Consider the following 16909-nt stretch of genomic DNA (forward strand, 5'->3'; position numbering starts at 1 on the left):
TCCTGTCAATTCTAGATCTTCAAACGTATAGAGTTAAGTAAATAAAAATACTGAACCAGAAGATCGTTAGCATTAGCAAGAAGAGACGGAATATGAAAATCTTCTTTAAGAAGACTGATTAGCGGAGGATAAAATAATTGGGCTTAGAGCTTGAATCTTCAGTTGAGTTAAGGAAGCAGAGACTCAGAAAATACGGGAAAATATTGCTTGAAGTTTTGGCAGGATGTCTTATTTTTATTTTAGTGACAGTTTCAACAGGATATATGCTCATCTTTCATGGCCCGCTGATTCGTTTGAAAGAATTGTTTGTCACAACGGCTATGACGACATACAACCATCAATATTTAGCCTATTGGTTTGTTAGTGATGAAGAGATTCAGGCAATTCTAGAGAGAAATAAAGTTCCTGAGCCCTTGCAGAATACTGATGAGAAGGCTGTCAGCGTAGAGGCTCCAATCATTGAGCAAAAACCTCAGTTGGAATTGATTGAAATTCACGAAAAGAGCTATCAGGGATACCTGTTGAAGGTGGCCGATCCTAAACGGGTTCAGCTTGTGGCGACGGATCAGCTGGGGAATAACGGGCTTAAGGTAGAAGAATTTGCAGAGAAATATCGCGCCGAGGCAGCGATTAATGCAGGAGGATTCGCTGACCCTGGCGGAGAAGGCCGCGGTGGAATACCCACGGGAATCCTCATTGCCGGGGGTGAAATTCTTTATAAGGATCAGGTCAGCTTTTACAGCTTAATTGGCTTTGATCAAAACAATGTTCTTGTTTTAGGCCGGTATTCTCAAAAGCAAATTGAAGAGCTTGGAATCAGGGATGCAGTGGATTTTGGTCCGTTCCTTATTGTCAACGGAGAACCGATGATAAAACAAGGAGATGGTGGATGGGGGATTGCACCGCGAACAGCGATTGGCCAGACGAAAGATGGAACGGTTCTCTTCTTAGTCATTGATGGACGGCAAGTAGGAAGTATTGGTGCAACGCTCAAAGACGTACAAAGCATTATGCTGACCCATGGGGCAGTAAATGCAGCGAATCTTGATGGAGGATCTTCATCAACTCTTGTAATGAAGGGAAAAGTATTAAATAAACCAAGCAGCCCTTATGGAGCAAGGGCCGTTCCTTCGGCTTTTATTGTTTTGCCATCCTAGTTATCTTGCTGATTTCCTCTGTATTCTGGTATAATAATAGTTTGGATGCTATATCCTGCAAAAAGAATCGATTAACGCGTTTTTGTAGTGTTGATCCTCGGATAAAATAGAACTATAGAAATACCGGAAATGAGGGAAAATCGGTGGCACAGGCCTCAAAACGAATACGTAACTTTTCAATCATCGCGCATATTGATCATGGTAAATCAACACTTGCTGACCGTCTTATTGAATATACGGGCGCTCTTTCCAAACGGGAAATGGAAGACCAGGTTCTCGATTCAATGGATTTGGAACGGGAACGCGGTATTACGATTAAGCTTCAAACCGTTCGGCTGCAGTATAAAGCAAAAGATGGAGAGGTTTATGAACTCAATCTTATTGACACTCCAGGGCATGTCGACTTTACCTATGAAGTTTCCCGCAGTTTGGCAGCGTGCGAAGGCGCGCTCTTAGTCGTCGATGCAGCTCAGGGAATCGAAGCTCAAACCTTGGCGAATGTCTATTTAGCGCTGGAAAACAACCTTGAGATCATCCCCGTTATTAATAAGATCGATTTGCCGAGCGCAGACCCTGAACGCGTCAAGCAAGAAATCGAAGATGTAATTGGGCTGGATGCCAGTGAAGCGATCCTCGCCTCAGCGAAAACAGGCATTGGGATTGAAGAAATTCTTGAAGCAATCGTTAAGAAAGTTCCCTCACCCGAGGGCGATGACAGTTCACCTTTAAAAGCGTTGATTTTTGATTCGCATTTTGATGCCTATAAAGGGGCTATTTCCAATATCCGCGTGATGGATGGACGGGTTGCTAAGGGAACGATAATTAAGATGATGTCGACGGGCCGGACTTTTGAGGTAACAGAAGTTGGGACGTTTACTCCGGCCATGCGTCTAGTCGACGAACTTAAAGCCGGTCAGGTCGGATTTGTTTCCGCAAGCATTAAGAATGTCAGAGATACGCAAGTAGGGGATACCATCACTGATGCGGATCATCCGGCTTTATATCCGCTTCCCGGTTACCGCAAGGCGACACCGATGGTCTTTTGCGGACTTTATCCGGTTGATGCCAGTGATTACGAACGGTTGAAGGATGCTTTGGAAAAGCTCCATCTTAATGATGCAAGTCTTGTTTTTGAACCGGAGACTTCAGTCGCTCTTGGTTTTGGTTATCGCTGCGGTTTCTTAGGCCTTTTGCATATGGAAATTATCCAGGAACGTCTTGAACGGGAATATGATTTAAACCTTATCACAACCGCCCCCAGTGTGGTGTACCATGTCAATAAAACCGACGGAGAAGTTGTAAAGGTTGATAACCCGACCAATCTGCCGCCGACCGATGAGATCAGCAGTATTGAGGAACCGATTGTCAAGGCGACGATTATGGTGCCTTCAGACTATGTCGGAGCGATTATGGAGCTGAATCAGGAAAAACGGGGAACCTACCTGAATATGGACTATTTATCCGTGAACCGGGTCAGCCTGATTTATGAACTGCCGTTAAGCGAAATTGTTTATGATTATTTTGATCAGCTCAAATCACGGACCAAAGGATATGCGTCCTTGGATTATGAACTGCATGGGTATAAAGCGGCAAGTTTAGTAAAACTCGATATTCTCTTAAACGGAGACTTGGTCGATGCACTTTCGTTTATTGTCCATCGAGATAAGGCTTATAATCGAGGAAGAAAGCTTGCAGAGAAATTAAGAGAAATTATTCCGCGGCAGATGTTCGAGGTTCCGATTCAAGCGGTCATTGGTTCGAAAGTCGTTGCACGGGAGACCGTTCGTGCGATGCGCAAGGATGTTTTGGCTAAGTGTTATGGCGGGGATATTTCGCGGAAACGCAAACTCCTTGAGAAGCAAAAGGAAGGGAAGAAGCGCATGAAGCAGGTTGGCAATGTGGAGATCCCGCAGGATGCGTTCATGGCGGTTCTGCAGATCGAGGACTAAAGCGCGTCTGGGTACAGTGTCAAGAGCTCTGATGAAGGCGTCTGGGGAGAGTTGCGAGTACAGCTGCTCCGGACGGGCGCTCGCAGAGCAAACTAGCGGCTCAAACTGCTGGATGCATGAGGCGGGGTTCGGCGCCAGAATCGCCATCCCGATAGTCTCAGTAAGACTCTCGCAATTGTTTGACTCAGTTGGCGCCCGGAAACATCCATGTTTCCGCCCCGCTGATGCAAGAGCAGTTTTCGCCGAATTTGCTAGCTGCTCGCTTAAAGGCCTCCTCATCTGTGCTCGCAACTCACCTGAATTCTTGTGATTACCTTAAAGAACATAACGGCAATATCTAGCCAAGAAGGTTTGGAATACTGTAATCAGTTATTTGAAATCGAAAGACAGCTAGAATAACTGTCTTATGAAGAGTGGACTAAAGAACGATACTTGGACAAAATAAAGAAATAAAGAATTAAAAGGGACATTTCTATTTATGTAGAAATGTCCCTTTTAATTTCTAACGGGGGCTATTTGAATTTTTAAATAGATAATGCAACATCATACTCGCGGTTGCTAACTTATATTTTTTCTCATAGTCAATCAAATTAGGATCTTTCATAAAATTTTCAATATCCTGTTTTTCTAGTCCGGAATAAAGTGATATAGTCTCATATTCAAGTCCAAATATTTGTGCAAGTACATCAATAACGCCCTTTATTCTTTCATCTTCGCTAACCATTTTTATTCCCTCTGATAAGAAAATGGTTATTTCCCATAAGAATGCAGACTTTTCAAGTGATAAATCGTCGCTTTCTTTTTTCCCTTTTATATAATCTGAAAGCCAATCAATATCAATTCCAGTTACTTTATTCAAAGTATTTAACGTAATGTTATATTCTTTAATAGTTGTCAAAAGTTTTTCCCTTATTGAATCTTTGGCCATTATTGTCCTAATATTTTGCATGTGTTTCTCCTTTTTACTCTTATTTACTTAATGAGATTAGAATGACAGAAAGTTTAGCCTGTCCAATCGACTATATTTGCCGCTTCAAGAAAACCATATTATACCACAAAAGGAAGCCGTTTTCATTTATCAGGAAACGCTCAAGACTCCAAAATAATCAACCCTTTACGTTTACCTATAAAACGCTCTAAGACCCATTTTTTCCGCTCTCAAAGAAACATCCTGTTAATATTATAGGGGTGTGCTCGGTTTACAAGTATGCCGTGTCCGTTATAAATTTTTAGCATTGATAATGTTTGCGTACAGTTTACTTAAGAAACATTGCAGTAAAAGGTGATGTTTTATATTCAAATACATTAGTTAATGTCCCTTTATTAGATTACAAAAAAGGAGTAAACGAATCGGGAACTTTTCATTTAATTTGCAGAGAATGTGACAGTAAGATTTTTAGTGATTAGGAAAATTCAGAAGTTTTGAAAATTAGGAATTGCGCTTAACATTTTAAGAAATTTCTTCATGTAAATAAAAAAATGTTAGTGGACGGTATTGGTAAATAATACTAAAATTGAAATAGTAAAATTTATTTTGGAGAAATATTGGTGGGAAAATTTTATTGCACGATAAAAAAACATATAAATATCATTCTTAGCGGTCTTATTATATTTTGTGTGTTAAGTGTTAGTGCTTTAATAACATTAAAATATATAGATCATACTGAAGCTGATAATATTATTATGAATGACAAAGATTTAAAAAATATTACAGCTGATGATATTATTATGAATGACAAAGATTTAAAAAATATTACAGCTGAAGATTTAAAAGAAACAGAGCTTACTGTGGCTGACACTTTAAATAATTCGGACTACCCATTAATTGCCAGATTACCAGAACGTGATATTTATTTGTATGGATTAAATAAATCTAAATTCAGTTTCACTGGAGTTATTTTAAAGCAAGGATCTCATATTCAAACTTTCAAATGGAATTATCTCACAGCAAGGCTTATTCTTCCGAAAATTAAAGTCGCTGATTATGACCATGATGGAACTGACGAAGTATTAATTATATTAGATACTGCATCCGGAACGGGTGTTGCAATTGAAGAACTTCATATATTAGAACCACGTAATGATGGACTATATGATGATATAGAATTTTTACCGGATGACTACATTAATCAACTTAATAGCAATATTCAATATAATTACAATAAAGAGGAAAATAAGTTTATATTCAATATAGGTAATAATAAATATGAAATGGATACAGCAAATAAATTTAAAAATTGGACATTCAAAAATATAACCTATGGTACTATAATATATTTTGATACAGACAATATAATCCAGATAACAGCAGCGCCGGGATATCTTTTTAAAGAAATAGTATCGCCACAATTTTTTAGTGCAATTAAAGCTAAAGTAAATTACAATAATGGAGAATTTAAATTATCGGATTTTGAATTTAAAGAGAATCCTCTCCCGCCCCTGCGTTAGAATAGTTGTCAAAAAAACTTTGGATAAAGTTGATTCTTAGTATTTAATCAATTTACATTAAAAAGCGAGTAGATATCAATATGAAGATAAATGCTCACTTTTTTTAACATTTAATGTAATCTTTAGTAGGAAAAATCAGCTTTGATAACCTTCAACTTTGAAGAATGTGTGATTACCTATAACATATTTTTCAATAACGTTCAAATAGCCGGTTGCTAAGATTATACTGTTCTACTTCTAACATTTTGCTGTTGGTAGCAGTTCAAAAAATACACCTCAATTGAGGTGCATCATCTATGTTTTTTTAATAGGGTTATATGGGTGAATTATTTGACGCTTACCTATTTAAACATTAAACCTTGCAAACAGGAGGCCACCTAATGCCATCTCTTTACGTTCATGTTCCCTTTTGCATACGGAAATGCGCTTATTGCGCGTTTTATTCGGTACCGTTGCACGAGAAAAATTCAAAGGTTCAGGCTTACTTGCAGGGGTTGAAAAAAGAAATCGAGCTGCGGAGAGAAGAGGCCCCTGAAGGGGTATCTTCTCTTTTTGTTGGCGGTGGTACTCCTACTTCACTTACTGAAGAGGAATTACAGATATTTTTTGCTCTCTTAAAACAGGGCTTTAATGTTCCTGAAACAGCAGAGCAAACGATAGAAGGTAATCCCGGTACTTTGACGCGGGAAAAACTTCGGATTATTAAACAGGCAGGGATTAACCGAATCTCTCTTGGAGTTCAGGCTATGGACGATGCTTTGTTGCGGAAAATAGGCCGGATTCACACCGTTCAAGACGTTAGAGAGGGCATACGGTTGGTTCGTGGGGCTGGATTTAAGAATTTGAACCTCGATTTAATGTTTGGGCTTCCCGGACAAAGTCTCTCTGATTGGCAAGAAAGCTTAAAGGAAGCGGTAAAGCTCGAACCGGAGCATTTATCCATTTATGGCTTAATGGTCGAAGAGGAAACCCCTTTAGCTCATAATCAAAGGCTCTTAGATATTTTGCCTAATGATGATCTCCAGGCAGAAATGTATAATTGGACTCGATCCTATCTATCTGACGAGGGCTTTTTGCATTATGAAACTTCTAATTTCGCACGGCCGGGATTCGAGTGTCAGCATAATTTAGGATATTGGTTAGGTCAGGATTATCTTGGGCTTGGTCCTGGGGCGGTATCTTACTTACATCCTATCCGCTCAAAGAACAGTGAGGATATTGAACACTACATTCATGATCTGGAAGAGAGTAAATTGCCAGTTGAGCCTGAGGAAATCGAGCGTTTAACAGAGCATGAACGAATGGCTGAGCGAATCATTCTTGGCCTTCGGCTTTCACAAGGGGTTCATCTCGACTTATTTCGGCAGGAATTTGGTCAGGATATTCGGGATATTTTTCCTGGGGTTTTGGAACGCTATATTCGTTTAAACGTCTTATTTTTAAATGAAGATACCTTGAAACTCAACCCTGATTATTGGTTTGTCGCCAACAGTGTATTGCAAGAATTTGTATAATGAAGGAAGACAAAGGTGTGTCAAATAACTTTTTGACCTTCTTTGACTTTTATAAGGGAATACTCTTGACAACAAAAGTTAAGAGTGATAAGGTGATGTCATGATCCGTTAGCACTCATCAAGGAGGAGTGCTAACAACGCGGTAGAAAGGCGGTTGAGAGTATGCAAATGGATGAACGGAAAAAGAAAATCTTGCGCGCAATTGTTCAAGATTATATCAATACAGCTGAGCCTGTTGGTTCTCGTACCATTGCTAAAAAATTTGATCTCGGTATCTCACCGGCAACTATCCGTAATGAAATGGCTGATATGGAAGAAATGGGACTCATTGAGCAGCCTCATACTTCTGCCGGCCGGATTCCCTTAGATGCAGGATATCGCTTTTATGTCGATTGTTTAATGGATCAACCTAAAATCACCTCAGAAGAAAAGGCTGTGATTGAGCAACAAGTTACGAAACGAATTGCGGAAATTCAAGAAGTTATCGCGAGTACAAGTAAACTTCTCTCAGAACTGACAAGTCTAACGAGTATCGTCGTTAGTCCACACAAAACGAAAAGTTCTTTTAATCAGCTGCATTTTCTTCCTTATCAACCGGGTCAGGCCATTATGGTTATTGTCAAAGATAACGGCGTGGTTGAGAATCAGATTGTCGATATTGGAGAGAATGTAACGGCAGAGGAACTCCAGAAAATCACGAATATCTTCAATCAAAAAATAAAGGGACATTCTTTAGGAGATGTTCGCCATAGTCTGCTCCATGAAATCTACAGCGAACTGACTCGCCAGCGTTCACTGATTGATCATGCCTTAGAGCTTGTATCTGCTGTATTTGAAGAACAGCAGGAAGATAAGGTCTATCTTGGCGGTGCCTTAAACATGCTTAATCAACCCGAATTCAGGGATGTTGGCAAAATCAAAAATTTGTTTCAAGTTTTCGAAGAGGACGAACAGGTTAAAAAATTGATCGTGCCGGCCGCGGAGGGACTAAGTGTTACTATTGGCGGAGAAAATACATTAAAGGAGCTGCAGGATTGCAGTGTTATTGCGGCAACCTACCAAATTGATGGTGAACCCGTAGGATCGATTGGGCTGATTGGACCAACACGTATGGATTATCCGAAGGCAATGGCCATGGTTGATTATATGACGAAGACACTAACCGAGCTTTTATCGAAGCGACGAAGGATATAGGAAAGGGGCGATTTATTTATGTTCGATCGGGGAGAAAAAACCCCAAAAGCAACAGAGGAAGCTGTAAAGGAAGAGGAAACTCTGCGCAGCGAAGATTTCACAGAAGAGAATCTCGCCGGAGGTGAGGTTCACGACGGCGGCGAAGAGGTTCTTGAAGATGTTCAGGAAGTATCTCTCGAAGAAAAAGTCCTGACGTTAGAAGCTGAGCTTAAGCAAAGCAAAGAGCAGGCGGATGAATATTATGAACGCTTGCAGCGTTTGCAAGCAGAATTTGATAATTTCCGGAAACGGACTCAAAAGGAAAAAGAAGAAACGGTGAAGTATGCTGCCGAACGAGTTGTCAAATCAATGCTCCCCGTACTGGATAATTTCGAACGTGCAGTATCATCTTCTCAATCCAATCAAGATTTTAAGGCCTTCTCTCAAGGCGTAGAGATGATTTTGAAGCAGATGCAAAATGCTCTCACAAGAGAAGGGCTTACTCCGATAGTAGCCGTTGGACAGCCCTTTGATCCTAAATTGCATGAAGCTGTTATGCAAGTGGATTCAACCGATTACCCCGGGAATACGGTTGTCGAGGAACTTCAAAAAGGTTACTATCTCAAAGAAAAAGTATTGCGACCTAGCATGGTTAAAGTTTCTTGCTAGGCTTGATAAGGAGGAAGAATAACTATGAGTAAAATTATTGGAATTGACTTAGGAACAACAAATTCTTGTGTAGCTGTTATGGAAGGCGGGGAAGCTGTTGTTATCCCTAACGCGGAAGGAAACCGTACAACTCCTTCTGTCGTAGGTTTTTCAAAAACGGGTGAGCGTTTAGTCGGTCAAGTGGCAAAACGTCAAGCCGTTTCTAACCCTGACAAAACTGTAATTTCGATTAAAAGACATATGGGTTCAGACTACAAAGTAAATATTGAGGGTAAAAGCTATTCTCCTCAAGAGATTTCGGCGATGATCCTTCAAAAACTAAAAGCTGATGCTGAGGCTTATCTTGGCCAAACTGTAACCGAAGCTGTTATTACAGTTCCTGCTTACTTTACTGATGCTCAACGTCAAGCTACTAAAGATGCCGGGACGATTGCAGGACTTGAAGTGAAGCGGATTATCAACGAACCAACCGCTGCCGCCTTGGCCTATGGTTTGGATAAACAACAGGACCAAACGGTTCTTGTTTTTGACTTGGGTGGCGGCACATTTGATGTCTCCGTGCTTGAACTTAGCCAGGGAATGGTTGAAGTTAAGGCAACGAGCGGTAACAATAAATTAGGCGGAGACGATTTCGACCAACGTCTGATTGATTATATGGCAGCTGAGTTTAAAAAGACGAACGGAGTAGATCTTTCCAAAGATAAGGTTGCTCTTCAACGTTTAAAAGAAGCGGCTGAAAAGGCTAAAATCGAATTGTCAGGTGTTACGACTTCAAATGTTAACCTGCCCTTTATCACAATGACCGCTGAAGGTCCTGCTCACTTGGATATGAACATTTCCCGTGCTAAATTTGAAGAATTGACAGCGGACCTTGTCGAAGCTACCCTTGATCCAACTCGCCGTGCACTGAGTGATGCAAAATTAAGCTGGAATGAAATTAACCAGGTTATTCTTGTCGGTGGTTCGACACGGATTCCGGCAGTTCAAGAAGCGATTAAAAAACTGAGCGGCAAAGAGCCTCATAAAGGAGTTAATCCTGATGAAGTTGTTGCTCTTGGAGCATCGATTCAAGGGGGGGTTCTGGCCGGAGATGTTAAGGACATCATCCTTGTCGATGTTGCTCCGCTTTCCTTAGGGATTGAAACCCTTGGCGGTGTATTTACTCGGATTATCGATCGGAACACGACCGTACCGACAACAAAGAGCCAAGTCTTCTCCACGGCGGCAGACGGTCAAACTTCTGTGGATATTCACGTTCTCCAAGGGGAGCGTGAGATGGCTTCCGGCAATAAAACATTAGGCCGTTTCCAACTTACAGGTATTGCTCCTGCACCGCGTGGAATTCCTCAAATCGAAGTGAAATTTGATATTGATGCCAACGGTATTGTTCACGTTTCGGCAAAAGATACGGCTACAGGCAATGAACAGAAGGTTACGATTACTTCTTCAACCGGATTAAGTGAAGACGAAATCGAAAAGATGAAGAAGGATGCAGAAGCTCATGCTGAGGAAGATAAGAAACACAAAGAGCTGATTGATGTGAAGAACCAAGCAGACTCCCTGGTTTACCAAACCGAGAAATCACTGAAAGATTTCGAAGGAAAAGCTCCTGAAAGCGAAGTTGAACCGATTAAGAAAGCGGTTGAAGAGCTGAAAGCTGTTGCAGGCGGCGAAAATCTCGAGGAAATCAAAGCTAAGACAGAAGCAGTCAACAAAGTTCTCTATCCGTTCATCGAAAAAATGTATCAACAAACCGGCGGAGCTCCCGGTGCCGATGCCGGAGCTGCTGGGGCAGGTGCCGGATTCAGTGGTGAAGCAAAAAAAGATGACAATGTTGTCGATGCTGAATATACTGAGGTAGATAAGGATAAATAATAATTAGGCATGAAAAATCATTCATGATGTTAAAGGGTGCAGGGGAGGAAATTCTCTTGTGCCCCAAATTCATGTTATTTTGTTTTTGCGGGTTAAGCAGGAGTGATGGAGGGAAAACATGAAACGCGATTATTATGAGGTGCTAGGGGTTCCTAAAACCGCAAGTGAGCAAGAAATTAAAAAGGCATACCGGAAGTTAGCCCGCGAGAATCACCCGGATGTTAACCCTGGAGATAAAGCAGCTGAAGAACGCTTCAAAGAGGCGACCGAAGCCTATGATGTATTGAGCGATGCAGAGAAACGGGCCCGTTATGATCAGTTTGGTCATGAAGATCCAAATGCGGGTGGATTCGGCGGATTTGGCGGCGGCGGAGACTTTGGTTTCGGTGACATTTTTGATATGTTTTTTGGCGGGAGCAGCGGCGGACAACGCCGCAATGGGCCGTCGCGCGGTGCTGATTTACGCTATGATTTAACTATTTCTTTTGAAGAAGCGGTTTTTGGCGCAGAAAAAGAAATTCAGATTCCACGGCATGAAACGTGTTCGGAATGTCATGGATCTGGAGCGGCACCAGGAACACAACCGACTCAATGCTCAGAGTGTCATGGAACAGGCCAAATCAAGGTTAGCCAACGTACACCCTTTGGCGTGATTCAAACGGCTCGTACCTGCCCGACCTGTCATGGAGAAGGAAGGACGATCAGTTCGCCTTGTAAGGTCTGCAATGGTCAAGGTGCTGTTCGTACGGTGAAAACGATAAAAGTTGATATTCCTGAAGGGTCTGAAGAAGGTCTTAACTTGCGTTACACGGGCAGCGGTGAAGCAGGTCAAAAAGGCGGCCCGGCAGGAGATCTTTACGTTGTCTTGCATGTTAAAGCTCATAAATTCTTTGAACGTGAAGGCAATGATGTTTATTGTGAAATTCCCATCACTTTTGTACAGGCCGCTTTAGGAGCTGAGATCGATGTTCCTACCCTTGACGGAAACGTAAAAATGAAAGTTCCCGAGGGAACCCAGACATCGACTGTCTTCCGTTTGCGGGGACATGGTATACCGTACCGCCGTGGGAACGGGCGCGGAGATCAGCATGTGCGCGTTATTGTAGCTACTCCGACCAAGCTCACGGATAAACAAAAAGAGCTTTTGAACGAGTTTGGAGATTCCGCGACAGAACAGCAACAAATGGGGAAAAAGTCCTTTTTCGATAAAGTTAAGGAAAATATTCGGGATGCAATAGGATAATGACAACAGCATTGAAATTAAAATGTAGAGGAGCCATGATTTAATGAATTGGCGTGAAGTTGCGGTAACGGTTTCATCAGAAGGAGAGGAGGCTGTTGCCGATCTTTTTTATCAACTTGGCTGTCCGGGGGTAAGTATCGAGGATCCGGAACTTTTACACAGTTATATTGAGTCCGGAAGATGGGATTATCATGATTTCGGTGAGGTTAGCCTGACGGGAACTTCCGTTGTTAAAGGCTATCTCTGCGAAGACGAGCATCTTACACGGCGGATGAATCAACTGGATGAAAGTCTCCGGAATTTAGTCAAGCGTTTCCCGGAATGGATTATCCAAGTGAAGGGGATAACCGTTAAAGAGGAAGATTGGGCAACGGCGTGGAAGGCCTATTTTAAGCCAATCCGTGTAGGCAAAAACTTTTTGATCAAGCCCTCTTGGGAGGATATTCAGCCGAATCCGGAAGATTTAGTATTGGAACTTGATCCAGGAATGGCTTTTGGAACAGGTACCCATGCAACAACCACGCTTTGCTTAGAATTGCTGGAAGATATCGTTAAGCCGGGGATGAAAGTTTTCGACTTGGGAACAGGTTCCGGGATTTTGGCAATTGCTGCTGCTAAACTTGGGGCAGAAGTTGAAGCTGTTGATTTGGACCCGGTTGCTGTTCGTGTAGCGCAGGAAAACATTGATTTGAATCATGTTTCGGAACAGGTCTCAGCAAAACATGGAGACTTGGGTTCAGTACTTAAGGGTCAAGCTGATTTGGTTGTGGCCAATATTATTGCTGATGTTATCCTATTGCTCTTACCCGATCTAAAGCGTATTCTTAAACCTGAAGGAGAATTTATCGCCTCGGGAATTATAGAATCTCGTTCCGAAGATGTCGAAAACGGCATGCGTGAGGCAGGGCTTGAAGTCATTGATAAAAAAGAAGACGCAATGTGGGTCGCGTTACGCGCGAGGTGGAAATAGGTGCATCGCTTTAAAATCACTGAGCTCGGTGAAAATGTGTTTTGGCTGCGTGAGACGGAACGTGATCATCTGGTCAGAGTACTCCGCTTAGCTCCCGGAGATGATATAATTGGCTTTGACAATACTGGAGCAGAGTATTATGCAACGATCATAAAGATTGAGGATAAAAGCGTAACCTGCCGAATTTTAGAAGAATCTCATCCTGAGGTTGAGGCCGAAACAAATGTGTATCTTATAGCGGGTCTCTCCAAAGGAGAGAAGATGGAATGGGTCATTCAAAAGGGAACTGAGCTTGGCATGTCAGGCTTGATCCCTTTGCGGGCCAAACGTTCTGTAATGCAGCTGGAGGGACGTAAAGCGATTGAGCGTGCTGAGCGCTGGCAAAAGATTGCCGGCGAGGCAGCAAAGCAATCCCATCGTGTTCAAGAACCCCAGGTTTTTGCAGTTTCTGATTGGGCGGAAGTGCAAAGAGCTCTTCCTCAAGAAACACAATGGTTAATACCTTATGAAGAAGAGAAGACTCGACGTATGCGAACTGTGCTGGCTTCTCTAGATTCTTCCCTCCCGATTGCTCTTATTATTGGGCCTGAAGGGGGCTTTGATTATTCAGAAATTTCATGGGCACAGGAACATTTAGGCGCTAAAAGCGTTTCCTTGGGATCGCGGATTTTACGTGCTGAAACCGCAGCCATTGCAGCTTTAACGATCACGCTGGCATATTATGGCGATTTGGGTTAAGATGGGGGTGTATAAGTGATTAGAGAATATGCTGAAAATCAAGAGCAATGCACCCCAAAAGTGTGTTTTCTAACCTTGGGCTGTAAGGTTAATCAAACGGAAAGTGAAGCACTGGCTCAATTATTTCGGAATAACGGATATGAAGTGGTGGATTCTTCGGAGGAATCCGATGTCGTTATCGTGAATACTTGTACGGTAACAAATACAGGTGATGCTAAATCCCGTCAAGTGATACGCCGCATGATCAAAGCACATCCCGAAGCCTTTGTGATTGTTATGGGATGCTATGCTCAAACGGCACCTGGTGAAGTGTTGAATATTGAAGGTGTAGATCTGGTCCTTGGTACTCAGGATCGGGGAAAAGTTCTTGATTTAATCGAACAAGTTCGGCAAGAACGTAAACCGCAAAGCAATGTTCATCGAATTTGGGATGCCGCGGAATTTGAAGAACTTCCCTTGATGGAGGAAGAGAGCAGGACACGTGCAACCTTAAAAATCCAAGAGGGCTGCAATAGATTTTGTACGTATTGTATTATTCCCTATGCCCGTGGTCCTGTGCGGAGCAGAATCCCCGAAAATGCAATTGCTGAAGCTGAGAAACTCGTTGCAGCAGGGTATAAGGAGATCGTTCTGACTGGTATTCATACAGGAGCTTATGGTGAGGATCTTGGACCGGAGTGGAATTTGGCACGCCTTGTCAAGCGATTGGCTAACATTCCCGGACTGAGACGACTTAGACTCAGTTCTATTGAACCGATGGAGTTTACTCCGGAGTTAGTCGGGATTATCCTTTCTTCTCCCACAGTCTGCCCGCATCTGCATATTCCATTGCAAAGCGGGAGTGATGCTATTCTTGCCCGAATGAAAAGACCTTACACGCTTCAAGAGTACAAAGGGCTGATTGAAGAATTTAACCGTAAACTTCCCGGAATTGCGATAACAACGGATATTATTGTGGGCTTCCCGGGCGAGACCGAAGCAGATTTCCAAAATACGCTTGAATTTGTACGTTCCTGCCATTTTGCAGGAGCCCACGTTTTTCCCTATTCAAAGCGAAAAGGGACACCTGCAGCAACCTATCCTGATCAACTCACCAAGAAGGTGAAAGAAGAACGGGTGAGGAAGTTGATGGAGCTTATTCGTCAAAGCCATGATGATTACGTTAAGAAATATATCGGACAAAAGGTTGAGGTATTGATCGAGCGTGTCAGTGACGATGGAACAGTGTCGGGGCACACTGCCAACTATATTCAGGTTCAGTTTCCTCTGCGGAAAGATGAAAAAGCATGGGCAAACGGTGAACTCGTGGAACTTCGCTTGGAACCGGAATATGTCATGAAATAAGAGGAGAATATTTCCTGTCAGGTATAGGAACTCAGATCTAGGACTGAGCATATAAAGATAAGGGAGGCTTATTTAATGTCAGACTGTATTTTTTGTAAAATCGTTGCTAAAGAAATACCCGGCGAAACCGTTTATGAAGATGATCAAGTTCTTGCAATCAAGGATATCAATCCTCAGGCACCTGTGCATTTGCTTCTGATTACCAAAAAACATATCACAAGTCTGAATGAGGTCTCATCGGAAGATGAGGGATTAATGGGACATATTCTTATGCTGGCGCAAAAGTTAGCGCAAAAATTTGGAGTGGCAGAATCGGGATACCGTGTTGTGACGAACATAGGTAAAGAAGGCGGGCAGGCTGTCCCACACCTGCATTTCCATGTTCTTGGCGGTAAAGCTTTAGGCGTTCACATTGACTAAGCCAGTCAGTGATGACTTGGGTTGCGCAAACTTGACGTGCCCAACTTCATCCAGTATAATCTAAGAGTATACCTGTTTATGATCCAGTGGAGGGAGGGATAATATAATGAGTGAAATCAAAGTTGGTAAAAACGAATCCCTGGATAGCGCACTCCGCCGGTTCAAGCGTACGTGTCAGCGTGCAGGCGTTATTTCGGAAGCTCGTAAACATGAGCATTATGAAAAGCCTAGCGTGAAGCGGAAGAAAAAATCTGAGGCTGCTCGTAAACGCAAGTTCAAGTAAGGAGATGCTCGAAATTGTCCCTGAAGGATCGTCTCGTTGAGGATATGAAGGTCGCCATGAAGGCCAAAGAGGAGGGGAAGGTTAGACTTTCCGTCATCCGAATGGCTAGGGCCGCCATTAAGAATGCTGAAATAGACAAGAAAACTGAGTTTGATGATCAACAAGTAATCGAAATTCTCGCACGCGAAGTTAAAATGCGTCGTGATTCTATCGTGGAATTTGAAAAGGCGAATCGCCCGGATACAGTGAAGGCACTGGAAGAGGAAATATCCATTCTAATGGAATACCTTCCTCAACAGCTTTCCGAAGGGGAAATTCGTCAGCTAGTCCAGGAAACGATTGCCGAGGTAGGGGCTCAAAGCCCTAAAGACCTTGGTAAAGTAATGGGGAAGATTTCTCCAAAGACAAAAGGACGCGCAGATGGAAGGCTGGTTAACCAAATCGTGCGAGAACTTCTTGGAGCTTAAATCTTTCATTTTGATGAACTAAAAATCATTAAAAGCCTGACTGCTGTTAAAGGTAGTCAGGCTTTTAACCAATTGCTTAACCTATATGGATTAAGTTGAAGGAGGGCCATATGTCCGTTCAAACTGTTAAGATGTTTTTTGAAAAGAAGCAAAAGGAAGTTCCCATCTTGACCTTTGAGGATACGAGTACAGTAAGCAAGGCTGCGGAAGCCTTAGGCGTTACCCCTGGAGAGATTGCGAAATCTTTGCTCCTCAAAGCTCAAGATGACTTTCTCATGGTTGTAATGGCTGGGGATAAACGCATAGATAACCGTAAATTTAAGGATATCTTTAAAGCGAAACCCAAAATGCCGGAAGTGGATCAAGTGCTGGCAGTCACGGGTCATCCTGTTGGCGGGGTTTGCCCATTCGGATTGAAAGAGAAAATTCCGGTCTATCTTGATCAATCCTTACGCGCTTATGCAAAAGTCTATCCGGCGGCAGGAGCACCGAACGCTGCAGTAGAGTTAGAGGTTGAAGAATTAGAAGCTCTTGTTGCTACAGATTGGGTCGATGTAGCACAAGGATGAATGTTTAAAGTATCTAGGTATTTGTGATATGTCATGAAAAAGCCATTTCTCAGAAATAATTTACTGAGAAATGGCTTTTTTGTTTAAAGA

General features: G+C 42.5%; 16 protein-coding genes. 15 read left to right on the forward strand and 1 reads right to left on the reverse strand.

The features are described from left to right. Positions 1–137 precede the first annotated feature (137 nt). Both ACHOLT_RS06830 and lepA read left to right on the forward strand, forming a co-directional pair. Complete coding sequence (locus ACHOLT_RS06830; RefSeq protein WP_425806750.1) at positions 138–1157, forward strand: phosphodiester glycosidase family protein; 1020 nt, start codon at positions 138–140, stop codon at positions 1155–1157. A gap of 143 nt (positions 1158–1300) precedes the next feature. Beyond that, positions 1301–3106 carry a translation elongation factor 4 gene (lepA, locus tag ACHOLT_RS06835; RefSeq protein ID WP_425806751.1) on the forward strand — a complete coding sequence of 602 codons (1806 nt, stop codon included), beginning with the start codon at positions 1301–1303 and terminating at the stop codon, positions 3104–3106. 502 nt (positions 3107–3608) lie between these two features. Here the strand turns inward: lepA and ACHOLT_RS06840 are convergent. Continuing rightward, the gene (locus ACHOLT_RS06840; protein WP_425806753.1) at positions 3609–4055 is read right to left on the reverse strand and encodes an HTH domain-containing protein; all 447 of its coding nucleotides are present in this window, start codon (positions 4053–4055) and stop codon (positions 3609–3611) included. Between the two features lie 599 nt (positions 4056–4654). Between ACHOLT_RS06840 and ACHOLT_RS06845 the strand changes: the two genes are divergently transcribed. The 13 genes from ACHOLT_RS06845 to ACHOLT_RS06905 all read left to right on the forward strand — a co-directional run bounded on the left by ACHOLT_RS06845 (position 4655) and on the right by ACHOLT_RS06905 (position 16819). Beyond that, positions 4655–5554, forward strand: coding sequence for a hypothetical protein (locus ACHOLT_RS06845; RefSeq protein ID WP_425806754.1), 900 nt, complete (start codon positions 4655–4657; stop codon positions 5552–5554). Positions 5555–5934: 380 nt separating this feature from the next. Beyond that, on the forward strand, positions 5935–7068 hold the full coding sequence (gene hemW / locus ACHOLT_RS06850) for a radical SAM family heme chaperone HemW (RefSeq protein ID WP_425806755.1): 1134 nt from the start codon (positions 5935–5937) through the stop codon (positions 7066–7068). 162 nt (positions 7069–7230) lie between these two features. Continuing rightward, positions 7231–8262, forward strand: a complete 1032-nt coding sequence (gene hrcA / locus ACHOLT_RS06855) for a heat-inducible transcriptional repressor HrcA (protein WP_425806756.1) — start codon at positions 7231–7233, stop codon at positions 8260–8262. 18 nt (positions 8263–8280) lie between these two features. After that, positions 8281–8910, forward strand: a complete 630-nt coding sequence (gene grpE, locus ACHOLT_RS06860; protein WP_425806757.1) for a nucleotide exchange factor GrpE — start codon at positions 8281–8283, stop codon at positions 8908–8910. A 24-nt stretch (positions 8911–8934) separates the two neighbouring features. Continuing rightward, positions 8935–10785, forward strand: a complete 1851-nt coding sequence (gene dnaK / locus ACHOLT_RS06865; protein ID WP_425806759.1) for a molecular chaperone DnaK — start codon at positions 8935–8937, stop codon at positions 10783–10785. 118 nt (positions 10786–10903) lie between these two features. Further along, entirely contained in the window at positions 10904–12028 is a 1125-nt protein-coding gene (gene dnaJ, locus ACHOLT_RS06870) for a molecular chaperone DnaJ (RefSeq protein ID WP_425806761.1), read from the forward strand. Positions 12029–12071: 43 nt separating this feature from the next. Continuing rightward, positions 12072–12998: a 50S ribosomal protein L11 methyltransferase gene (gene prmA, locus ACHOLT_RS06875; RefSeq protein WP_425806762.1), complete on the forward strand. Its 927-nt coding sequence runs from the start codon at positions 12072–12074 to the stop codon at positions 12996–12998. Then, positions 12999–13736, forward strand: a complete 738-nt coding sequence (locus tag ACHOLT_RS06880) for a 16S rRNA (uracil(1498)-N(3))-methyltransferase (protein WP_425806763.1) — start codon at positions 12999–13001, stop codon at positions 13734–13736. A 15-nt stretch (positions 13737–13751) separates the two neighbouring features. Next, entirely contained in the window at positions 13752–15080 is a 1329-nt protein-coding gene (gene mtaB / locus ACHOLT_RS06885) for a tRNA (N(6)-L-threonylcarbamoyladenosine(37)-C(2))-methylthiotransferase MtaB (protein ID WP_425806764.1), read from the forward strand. Between the two features lie 75 nt (positions 15081–15155). Next, positions 15156–15500 (forward strand): histidine triad nucleotide-binding protein, encoded by a 345-nt coding sequence (locus ACHOLT_RS06890; protein WP_425806765.1) that lies wholly within the window; start codon positions 15156–15158, stop codon positions 15498–15500. Between the two features lie 106 nt (positions 15501–15606). Beyond that, complete coding sequence (gene rpsU / locus ACHOLT_RS06895) at positions 15607–15783, forward strand: 30S ribosomal protein S21 (RefSeq protein WP_425806767.1); 177 nt, start codon at positions 15607–15609, stop codon at positions 15781–15783. Positions 15784–15797: 14 nt separating this feature from the next. Beyond that, positions 15798–16250, forward strand: a complete 453-nt coding sequence (locus ACHOLT_RS06900; protein WP_425806768.1) for a GatB/YqeY domain-containing protein — start codon at positions 15798–15800, stop codon at positions 16248–16250. Between the two features lie 110 nt (positions 16251–16360). Beyond that, the gene (locus ACHOLT_RS06905) at positions 16361–16819 is read left to right on the forward strand and encodes a YbaK/EbsC family protein (protein WP_425806769.1); all 459 of its coding nucleotides are present in this window, start codon (positions 16361–16363) and stop codon (positions 16817–16819) included. Positions 16820–16909: the final 90 nt, after the last annotated feature.

Origin of the sequence: Desulfitobacterium nosdiversum (assembly GCF_049860565.1) — a bacterium.
GTDB classification, from domain to species: Bacteria; Bacillota; Desulfitobacteriia; order Desulfitobacteriales; family Desulfitobacteriaceae; genus Desulfitobacterium_A; species Desulfitobacterium_A nosdiversum.